Origin of the sequence: Streptomyces durocortorensis, from assembly GCF_016901035.1 — a bacterium.
Classification (GTDB): Bacteria; Actinomycetota; Actinomycetes; order Streptomycetales; family Streptomycetaceae; genus Streptomyces; species Streptomyces durocortorensis.
In genome coordinates this window covers 23,911-33,898 of the sequence record NZ_JAFEUF010000056.1, presented here as the reverse complement: position 1 = coordinate 33,898, position 9,988 = coordinate 23,911, and the positions used below count along the sequence as shown (strand labels likewise).

Sequence of the window (9,988 nt, the reverse complement as noted above, 5' to 3'; positions counted from 1 at the left end):
GGCTCAAGCCCCGCCCCACGCCGGGCGTGCGCCGGAGCCCCACCCGCGCTCAGCGCCCGGTGCGCCCGGGCTCAACGCCCGGTACGCGCCCGCCATTCCGGGGCGAGGACGGACCAGATCTCGGAGTCGTGCCGCTCCCCCCGGTAGAAGTAGCTCTGCCGGAGCACACCGTCCCGGGTCATTCCGAGCCGCTGGGCGACCGCGACCGACCGGGTGTTCCCGGGGGAGGCGTCCCACTCCACGCGGTGCATGCCGCGTTCGTAGACCGCCCAGTCGATCAGGCGCTCGGCGGCGCGGGTGATCAGGCCGCGGCCCTGGGCGGCGGGCTCCAGCCAGACGCCGATCTCGCAGTTTCCCTGGTCGGCGTCGAAGGACGGGAAGAGGACGCCGCCGACGAGGGTGTCCTCCAGCCAGATCCCGTACAGCCGTCCGGTGTCCGCTGCCTGCTTCTCCGCGTACTTCCGGAGCAGGGCGCGCGCCGAGTCCAGGTCGGTGGCGTACGAGGCGAACGGGATCCACGGGTCGACCAGTTCCCGGGCCCGGTCCATGTGGGCCAGGAACTCCACGGCCTGCCAGGGCTCCAGCGGGCGCAGCTCGGCCTTGTCGTCACCCAGCGATATGGCGAACATCGTGCTCCTCCTCCAACCGCGCGACGCCCTCCTCCGTGGCGCGCGCCTCCGGGATCCTCGCATGGAGCGGTACGCAGTCGGGCGGTTCGATGGAGATCCGGGGCAGCCGCTTGTCCAGCCAGCCCGGCAGCCACCAGTTCGCGCCGCCGAGCATGTGCATCAGGGCGGGCACGAGCAAGGTGCGCAGGACGAAGGCGTCCAGGGCGACGGCGGTGGCCAGGGCGATGCCGAACATGGCGATCACCCGGTCGCCGCTGAGCACGAAGGCGAGGAAGACGGAGATCATGATCACGGCGGCGGAGTTGATGACTCTGCCCGTCTCGGCGAGGCCGACCCGGACCGAGCGCCGGTTGTCGCCGGTCTCCAGCCACTCCTCGTACATCCGGCCGACCAGGAAGACCTGGTAGTCCATGGAGAGGCCGAAGAGGACCGAGACCATGATCACGGGGAGGAAGGGTTCGATGGGCCCGGCGCTGCCGAGGCCGAGCAGTTCGCTCCCCCAGCCCCACTGGAAGACGGCCACGACAACGCCGAAGGAGGAGGCGACGGCGGCCACGTTCATCACGGCGGCCTTGATGGGGATGCCGATGGAGCGGAAGGCCAGGAGCAGGAGGAGGCAGCCGAGTCCGATGACGACCCCGACGAAGAGCGGCAGCTTGCCGACGATGATCTCGGCGAAGTCGTCGTAGCTCGCCGTCACCCCGCCGACGTGGGCCTCCAGCGAGGTCTTGTCCTGAATGGGCGGGAGCACGTCGGCCCGGATCCGGTCGACCAGTTCGCTGGTGTCCTGCGACTGGGGCGAGGAGTCGGGTACGACGGTGAGGAAGGCCGTGTCGCCGCCGCTGTTGTACGTGACCGGGCTGACGGACGCGACGCCCTCGGTCGTCCGCAGCTTCTCGGGCAGCGAGTCCAGGGCGAGCCGGTCGTCCGCGCCGTCGAGCTGGGCGGCGATGGTGAGGGGGCCGTTGACGCCGGGCCCGAAGCCGTCGGCGAGCAGGTCGTAGGCCTGCCGGGTGGTGGCGGTGGCCGGGTTGTTGCCCTGGTCGGAGGTGCCCAGGTGGAGGCCGAGGGCGGGCAGGGCGAGGACCACCATGACGACGGCCGCGATCCCGCCGAGCAGCTTGGGGTGCCGTTCCACGAAGGCGGACCAGCGGGCGGCGAAGCCGGTGGGCAGTTCGGGGCGCGGTCCGTGTTCGGCGAGCTGCCGGCGTTCGCGGCGGCTGAGCGCCCGCATCCCGATGAGGGAGAGCAGCGCGGGCAGCAGGGTCACCGAGGCCATGACCGTCAGCACCACGGTGAGCGAGGCGGCGATGGCGACGCCGTTGAGGAAGCCGAGCCGCAGGATCAGCATGCCGAGCAGCGCGATACAGACGGTGGCCCCGGCGAAGACGACGGCCCGGCCGGTGGTGGTGACCGCGTTCCGCGCCGCTTCGTCGACCGACATCCCGCGCTTGAGGCCTCTGCGGTGTCTGGTGACGATGAACAGCGCGTAGTCGATGCCCACGCCGAGCCCGATGAGCATGCCGAGCATCGGGGCGAAGTCGGCGACGGTCATCACATGGCCGAGCAGCACGATGCCCGCGTAGGCGGTGCCCACGGAGACGAGGGCGGTGGCGATGGGCAGCAGGCTGGCGGCGAGCGAGCCGAAGGCGAGGAAGAGCACGACCGCCGCGACGACGACGCCGACGCCCTCGGCGAGGTGGACGGAGGGGGCTTCGGTGAGGGCGACGGCGGTGCCGCCCAGCTCGACCTGGAGCCCGTCCGCCTCGGCGGCCTTCGCGGTGTCGACGAGGGCCTGTGCCTGGGAGGCGGGGATCTCGTCGGCGGGGTGGTCGAAGGTGACGGTGGCGTAGGCGGTGTGGCCGTCCTCGCTGATCTGGCCGGGGCCGGTGCCTCCGTAGGGGCCGGTGACCGCGCCGACGCCCGGCAGCTCGTCGATCGCGTGGAGCGTGCGGGTCATGGTCTGTTCGACGTCGGCGGCTCTGACCGTGGAGTCGGTGGTGTGCCAGACGACGGTGTCGGTGTCGCCGCCGAGGTCGGTGAAGCCGCGCGAGAGGAGTTCGGTGGCCCGGCCGGATTCGGTGCCGGGGACCTCGTAGTCGTTGGAGTACGCCGAACCCACGAAGCCCGCGGCGGCGGCGGTCCCGCCGAGAGCGGCGAGCCAGATGAGGACGGCGACGAGACGGTGCCTGATGCACCAGCGGGCGATGGCAGCCAACGGACGAGCTCCCTGCGGGTTCGTGGACCTTTACCCGCAGATAACGTGATCTGCCCGTAAACGTCTCATGACCTGAGACCGCCACTCTGACAGCAGGACGTGATCCTTTGTCCGTTTCGTGGTCATGGTCACAGAGCCTGATCTGCCCCTTATACGGGACACACCGGGCCCTGCGACCTACTGATCGGACCGGGCCGGGTCAGCCGGAGACGCTCGCGCGGCCGTTCTCGATGTGTCCCATGAGCCGCCGCCGGAAGCCGTCCTCCCCGTCGACGGTGACGTCGAGGTCGTACCAGCCGTGCGCGTCGGCCGCCGAGTGCACGAGCGAGCGGCTACGGCCCGGCTTGACCGTGACACGGCGGGTCCAGTCCCGTACGTCGTCCTCGTCGACGTACCCGAGCGGCCGCACCAGGAAGGTCAGGGTCCTGCGCCCGGTGTTGCGCAGGGTGAGGTGGATGTCGCGGTCGCGGTGGTCGATGCGGGTGGCGACCTCCGCTCCCCCGTCGGCCGGTCCGGCGAACTCGCGCCGGAAGCCGTTCGGCCCGGTGACCGTGAAGCGGTACGCGTCCCCCGCGACCGGGACCGTCCAGTGCGCGCGGCCCCGGACGTCCCTGTGCTGCGGGGCCGGGAACTCGTCCGCGTACGGGTAGAGCGCGAAGTGCGCCGAGGACCGGCCGCTGTTGTCCAGCTCCACCCGCAGTCCGCCCTCCACCCGCCGCGCCTGGGCGTCCGGCCGGTAGGGCAGCGGGCGCGCCGGGCGTGCGCCGGGCTCCTGTTCGGGGAGCTGCTGGACGGCGGGCGGCCTCGGCTGCCAGCGGCCCTCGAACGGCGGGATCTCCCCGGGGCTCTGCACGGCGGGCTGCCGGCGGGCCCGGGTGAAGTCGAAGGCGGAGGTGAGGTCACCGGTTACCTGGCGCCGCCAGTCGCCGATGTTGGGCTCCTTCACCCCGGTCCAGCGCTCCAGGAACTGGATCACGGAGGTGTGGTCGAAGACCTCGGAGCAGACGTATCCGCCGACGGTCCACGGCGAGACGACCAGCAGCGGCACCCGGATCCCGAGGCCGGTCGGACGGCCCTCCCACTGCTCCTCGGTCGCCTCGGGGGGTGCGACGGGCGGCGGGACATGGTCGAAGAAGCCGTCGTTCTCGTCGTAGTTGATCAGCACGGCGGTGTGCCGCCAGACGTCGGGGTGCTTGCCGAGCGCGTCGAGGATCTTGTAGACGATGGTGGCGCTGTGCACCGGCGACGAGGTGCTCGGGTGCTCGGAGTCGATGGCCGAGGGGACCAGGTAGGAGACCTCCGGGAGCGTCCCGGCCGCCACGTCCTTGGCGAACGCGTCGGCGAGCGTCCCGGTGGGCACCCGGCGCAGCCCCCGCTCGAACAGGCTCCGCTCGTGCTTCGTGAGCGTGGCGACGCCCTCGTCCAGCAGCCCGAGGAGCCGGGTGCGCTCGGCCTCGGACGCGCCCCGGACCTCGGCGTAGAAGGCCTCCATGTACGTGTGGCCGCCGGTCTTCGCCAGCGCCTTGCGGGCGATCGCCTTGAAGGTGGCGTAGAACTCGATCTGGTTGTCGGTGAAGTTCTCCCACTCGGTGTACGTCCGCCAGGTGCGCCCGGCCTTCTCCAGCCGCTCGGCGTAGGTGGACCAGTCGTAGCCGGGGTGGGTGCCCTCGTTGTACGCGTCGTTGCCGACGGCCCGTTTCCCGTTCGCCTCGAAGCCGGTCTTCCCGCTCCAGAGGTGGTTGCGGTTGGGGCTGGTGGAGGTGTGGATGGAGGAGTGGTAGGCGTCGCAGACGGTGAAGGTGTCGGCCAGCTCGTAGTGGAGCGGGATGTCGCGGCGGTCGTAGTACGCCATCGTGGCCGCGGTCTTCGCGCTGATCCAGCCGTTCATCCAGCCGCCGCCCCAGGCCTTCGCGCCGCCGCTCCAGGAGTGGTCGAGTGCGCCGATGTACTGGAGGTCCTTCTTCTGCTCCTCGGCCGCCCCGCGCACCGGGAAGGGCAGCACGGTGGAGCCGGCCGCCCCGGGCTGCTCGAACACGGTCCCGCCGGTGGGCAGTTCGATGGCGTTACGGTCGCCGAAGCCGCGTACGCCGCGCAGGGTGCCGAAGTAGTGGTCGAAGGACCGGTTCTCCTGCATCAGGATCACCACATGCTTGATCGACCCCAGCCCACCGGACCCCGCGTGGGCGGGCTGCGCGGCGATGGCGGCCTGGAGCGACGGCGGCAGGAAGGATCCGGCCGCAGCGGCGCCGAGTGCGCCGCCGCCCAGCGCGAAGAGCCGTCGCCGTGACATGTCCGTGGTCAAAGGAGCCTCCTGGTTGCGGTGGTTACAGCCGGGAAGCTAGTCAGACCGGGTGGCGTCGGGAAGGACTGTGCACGGCCCGGTGGTGAACGTCCAAGAGGTCCGGTCCGAAAGTCCAACCCGGAGTGACGGGTTCCTCACACCCCGATGAGGTGGAGGGATCCCCAGAGCGCGAGGGTGGAGGCGAGCAGCGTCGCCGGTACGGCCGCGATTCCCAGCCGGGTGAAGCGGCCCAGCTCGGGGGCGTCCCCGTGGGCGTGCAGGATGCGCCGCCACAGGAGCGTGGCCAGCGACCCGACGTACGTGAGGTTCGGTCCGAGGTTCACCCCGATCAGGGCGGCGAGCAGCGGTCCGGGCCCGGCGGTCGCGACGATCGGCAGCAGGGCGAGGATCGCGGGCAGGTTGTTGATCAGGTTGGCGAGCAGGGCCGCGACCACGGCGACGCCGAGGAGGGCGGGGAGCGTGTCGCCGTCCGGCAGCAGGGCGGCGATGCCGTCGCCGAGGCCGTTGTCGACGACCGCCTTGACGACGACGCCGAGCGCGAGGACGAAGAGGCAGAACAGCGGGTTGGCCGAGCGGACGACGGCGAGCGGCGTGGTCTCCCGCTTGACGAGCGCCCGTACGGCGAGCACCAGGGCTCCCGCCAGCGCCGCCCACAGCGGCTCGATGCCCTCGAACGAGGTCACGACGAACCCGGCCAGGGTCAGCGCCAGCACGACGAGCGTGAAGACGGGGACGGGCATGCGCTCCGCCTCGGGATCCGGCGTGTGCGCCCCGGCGGCCAGGTCGGCCCGGAACGCGCGGCGGAAGACGGCGTACTCGACGGCGATGGCGGCGAGCCAGGGCAGCGCCATCAGCGCGGCGAACCGGGTGAAGGAGAGGCCGCTCGCGGTGAACGCCAGGAGATTGGTGAGGTTGGAGACGGGGAGCAGGAGGGAGGCGGAGTTGGCGAGGTGCGCGCAGGCGTAGACGTACGGGCGGGGCCGCGCGCCGACCCGGGCGGCGGTGGCGAGGACGACCGGGGTCAGCAGGACGACGGTGGCGTCCAGGCTGAGGACGGCGGTGACGATCGAGGCGACGACGAAGACGCCGCCGAGCAGGGGCCGGGTCTGCCCCCGGCAGGCGCGGGCCACGAGATCCCCGGCGGCCCGGAACAGCCCCTCGTCGGCGCAGAGCTGGGCCAGCACGAGGATCGCCGCGAGGAAGCCGACGACGGGGAGCAGTTCCCCGACCTGTTCCCGGGCTTCGGGCCAGGACACCGCCCCCAGTGCCACCACGAGGATCGCGGCGGGCACGGCGACGGTCGCCTCCGGCAGGCCCCGGGGGCGCAGGACGGCGAAGGCGAGGACGCCCAGGAGCAGGGCGAAGGAGACGAGCTCGGCGGTGACGGTGTTCAGGGGGTGCTCTCAGGGTTCTGCGGGGCACAGGGGCGGCGCGGGCGATGACGTACGGATCACGGCCGAAGGGGCGGTACGCCCGCGCCGGCCTACGGAACACGGCCGAAGGGGCGGTGCGCCCGCGGGTACGTGAGTACGTACGGGAGCACCGCCCCTTCGGGGACGATCAGGTGATCAGCCCTCGACGCCGAGCTTCTCCAGGATCAGCTCGCGCACGCGCGCCGCGTCCGCCTGGCCGCGGGTGGCCTTCATGACCGCGCCGACGAGCGCGCCCGCCGCCGCGACCTTGCCGCCGCGGATCTTGTCCGCGATGGCGGCGTTGCCCGCGATGGCCTCGTCCACGGCCGTGGACAGCGCGCCCTCGTCCGAGACGACCTTCAGGCCGCGCTTCTCGACGACGGTGTCCGGGTCGCCCTCGCCCGCGAGGACGCCCTCGATGACCTGGCGGGCCAGCTTGTCGTTGAGGTCGCCCTTGGCGACGAGCGCGGCCACCCGGGCGACCTGCTCCGGGGTGATCGGCAGCTCGTCCAGGCCGCGGCCGGTCTCGTTGGCGTTGCGGGCCAGCTCGCCCATCCACCACTTGCGGGCCTGGTCCGCGGGGGCGCCCGCCTCGATCGTGGCGACGATCAGGTCGACCGCGCCCGCGTTGAGGATGGACTGCATGTCGTGCTCGGAGACGCCCCACTCCTCCTTGAGCCGCGCCCGGCGCAGCCGGGGCAGCTCGGGGAGGCCCTTGCGCAGTTCCTCGACCCAGTCGCGCGAGGGCGCGACGGGGACCAGGTCCGGCTCGGGGAAGTAGCGGTAGTCCTCGGCGTTGTCCTTGATGCGGCCGGCCGTGGTGGAGCCGTCCTCCTCGTGGAAGTGCCGGGTCTCCTGCACGATCGTGCCGCCCGAGGACAGCACGGCGGCGTGGCGCTGGATCTCGAAGCGCGCGGCCCGCTCGACGGAGCGCAGCGAGTTCACGTTCTTCGTCTCGGAGCGGGTGCCGAACGTCTCGGTGCCGTTGGGGCGCAGCGACAGGTTGACGTCGCAGCGCATCTGGCCCATCTCCATGCGCGCGTCGGAGACCCCGAGGGCCTTGATCAGCTCTCGCAGCTCGGCGACGTACGCCTTGGCGACCTCCGGCGCGCGGGCGCCTGCTCCCTCGATCGGCTTGGTGACGATCTCGATGAGCGGGATGCCGGCCCGGTTGTAGTCGAGCAGGGAGTGGGACGCGCCGTGGATCCGGCCGGTGGCGCCGCCGACGTGGGTCGACTTGCCGGTGTCCTCCTCCATGTGGGCGCGCTCGATCTGCACCCGGAAGATCTCGCCGTCCTCCAGCTGGACGTCCAGATAGCCGTTGAAGGCGATCGGCTCGTCGTACTGCGAGGTCTGGAAGTTCTTCGGCATGTCCGGATAGAAGTAGTTCTTCCGGGCGAAGCGGCACCAGTCGGCGATCTCGCAGTTGAGCGCGAGACCGATCTTGATGGCCGACTCCACGCCGATCTCGTTGACGACCGGCAGCGCGCCGGGCAGTCCGAGGCAGACCGGGCAGGTCTGGGAGTTGGCGTCCTGCTTCAGCTCCGTGGAGCAGCCGCAGAACATCTTGGTCTTGGTGCCGAGCTCGACATGGACTTCGAGGCCCATGACGGGGTCGTAGGACGCGAGCGCGTCCTCGTACGACACCAGGTCAGTGACAGTCACGGTGAAACTTTCCCTCTCAGCCCAGCAGGACGTCGTCGTCGCCGAGACGCTTCAGTTCGCGATAGAGGATCGCGAGTCCGGTGACGATGGCGGCGGCGGAGACGGCCGCGTCGACGAGGCGCAGCAGATCGTTGTCGTTGCGGGCGAGCTTCGCCTGCTTGGCGACGCTGATCGCACCGAACGCGGTCGTGCCGATCGCGATGTACGCGCCCGTCTTGGACTTCTGGAAGTTCTTGGCCTTCTTTGCCATGGCACTCACAGCGACGGAGCCTCCTCAAGCAGCGGGTGCCCCCACTTTTCCACGAAAGCGGCCTCGACGGCGGATCCGACCTTGTAGAGCCGGTCGTCCTTCATGGCGGGGGCGATGATCTGCAGTCCGACCGGCAGACCGTCCTCGGGTGCCAGGCCGCAGGGCAGCGACATGGCGGAGTTGCCGGCCAGGTTGGTGGGGATGGTGCACAGGTCCGCGAGGTACATCGCCATCGGGTCGTCGGCGCGCTCGCCGATCGGGAAGGCGGTGGTCGGGGTCGTCGGGGAGACGATCACGTCGACCTGCTCGAAGGCCTTCTCGAAGTCCTGGGTGATGAGGGTGCGGACCTTCTGGGCCGAGCCGTAGTACGCGTCGTAGTAGCCGGAGCTGAGCGCGTACGTGCCCAGGATGATGCGGCGCTTGACCTCGTCGCCGAAGCCCGCCTCACGGGTGAGGGCGGTGACGTCCTCGGCCGACTTCGTGCCGTCGTCGCCGACCCGCAGGCCGTAGCGCATGGCGTCGAAGCGGGCCAGGTTGGAGGAGCACTCGGACGGGGCGATCAGATAGTACGCGGAGAGCGCCAGGTCGAAGGACGGGCAGTCCAGCTCGACGACGTCCGCGCCCAGCGACTTCAGCAGCTCGACCGACTCGTCGAAGCGCTGGAGGACACCGGCCTGGTAGCCCTCGCCGCGGAACTGCTTGACGACGCCGACGCGCATGCCCTGGACGGAGCCGTTGCGGGCGGCCTCGACGACCGGCGGGACCGGGGCGTCGATGGAGGTCGAGTCCAGCGGGTCGTGCCCGGCGATGGCCTCGTGCAGCAGCGCCGCGTCCAGGACCGTACGGGCGCAGGGCCCGCCCTGGTCGAGGGAGGACGAGAAGGCGACCATGCCGTAGCGGGAGACGCCGCCGTAGGTGGGCTTGACGCCGACCGTGCCGGTGACGGCGGCGGGCTGGCGGATCGAGCCGCCGGTGTCCGTGCCGATGGCGAGCGCGGCCTCGTAGGAGGCGAGGGCGGCGGAGGAACCGCCGCCGGAGCCGCCGGGGATGCGGGTGAGGTCCCAGGGGTTGCCGGTGGGGCCGTAGGCACTGTTCTCGGTGGAGGACCCCATGGCGAACTCGTCCATGTTGGTCTTGCCGAGGATGACGACGTCGGCGGCGCGCAGCTTCTGCGTGAGCGTGGCGTCGTACGGCGGCACCCAGCCCTCAAGGATCTTGGAACCGACGGTGGTCGGCATGTCCTTGGTGGTGAAGATGTCCTTCAGCGCGAGCGGGACGCCGGCCAGCGGGCCGAGCTTCTCGCCCGCCTCGCGCTTGGCGTCCACGGCGCGGGCCTGGGCCAGCGCGCCCTCGCGGTCGATGTGCAGGAAGGCGTGGACCTTCTCGTCGACCGCGTCGATCCGGGCCAGGTGGGCCTCGGTGACCTCGACGGCGGTCAGCTCGCCGGAGGCGATCTTCCCGGCGATCTCGGCCGCGGTGAGCTTGATGATGGTGCTGATGTCCGTCATGGCG

7 protein-coding genes are annotated in these 9,988 nt (G+C 71.2%); all 7 read right to left on the bottom strand.

Translation table 11 applies throughout. The features are described 5' to 3' along the window. Nucleotides 1-71 precede the first annotated feature (71 nt). The 7 genes from JS521_RS13930 to gatA all read right to left on the bottom strand — a co-directional run bounded on the left by JS521_RS13930 (nucleotide 72) and on the right by gatA (nucleotide 9,984). Complete coding sequence (locus JS521_RS13930; protein WP_205083249.1) at nucleotides 72-629, bottom strand: GNAT family N-acetyltransferase; 558 nt, start codon at nucleotides 627-629, stop codon at nucleotides 72-74. Next, complete coding sequence (locus JS521_RS13925; RefSeq protein WP_205083248.1) at nucleotides 607-2,847, bottom strand: MMPL family transporter; 2,241 nt, start codon at nucleotides 2,845-2,847, stop codon at nucleotides 607-609. The genes JS521_RS13930 and JS521_RS13925 overlap by 23 nt, the downstream gene beginning before the upstream one ends. 199 nt (nucleotides 2,848-3,046) lie before the next feature. After that, entirely contained in the window at nucleotides 3,047-5,149 is a 2,103-nt protein-coding gene (locus JS521_RS13920) for a phosphocholine-specific phospholipase C (RefSeq protein ID WP_205083246.1), read from the bottom strand. A 134-nt stretch (nucleotides 5,150-5,283) separates the two neighbouring features. After that, the gene (locus JS521_RS13915) at nucleotides 5,284-6,543 is read right to left on the bottom strand and encodes an arsenic transporter (protein WP_205083253.1); all 1,260 of its coding nucleotides are present in this window, start codon (nucleotides 6,541-6,543) and stop codon (nucleotides 5,284-5,286) included. A 174-nt stretch (nucleotides 6,544-6,717) separates the two neighbouring features. Continuing rightward, on the bottom strand, nucleotides 6,718-8,226 hold the full coding sequence (gene gatB, locus JS521_RS13910) for an Asp-tRNA(Asn)/Glu-tRNA(Gln) amidotransferase subunit GatB (RefSeq protein ID WP_205083244.1): 1,509 nt from the start codon (nucleotides 8,224-8,226) through the stop codon (nucleotides 6,718-6,720). Between the two features lie 16 nt (nucleotides 8,227-8,242). Next, entirely contained in the window at nucleotides 8,243-8,476 is a 234-nt protein-coding gene (locus JS521_RS13905; protein WP_205083251.1) for a hypothetical protein, read from the bottom strand. A gap of 5 nt (nucleotides 8,477-8,481) precedes the next feature. Further along, nucleotides 8,482-9,984 (bottom strand): Asp-tRNA(Asn)/Glu-tRNA(Gln) amidotransferase subunit GatA, encoded by a 1,503-nt coding sequence (gatA, locus tag JS521_RS13900; RefSeq protein WP_205083242.1) that lies wholly within the window; start codon nucleotides 9,982-9,984, stop codon nucleotides 8,482-8,484. Nucleotides 9,985-9,988 lie beyond the last annotated feature (4 nt).

Bases quoted from the DNA above. Each gene is read 5' to 3' on its own strand.
- gatA (WP_205083242.1), bottom strand. From the start codon at position 9,984: ATGACGGACATCAGCACCATCATCAAGCTCACCGCGGCCGAGATCGCC.
- JS521_RS13905 (WP_205083251.1), bottom strand. From the start codon at position 8,476: ATGGCAAAGAAGGCCAAGAACTTCCAGAAGTCCAAGACGGGCGCGTAC.
- JS521_RS13930 (WP_205083249.1), bottom strand. From the start codon at position 629: ATGTTCGCCATATCGCTGGGTGACGACAAGGCCGAGCTGCGCCCGCTG.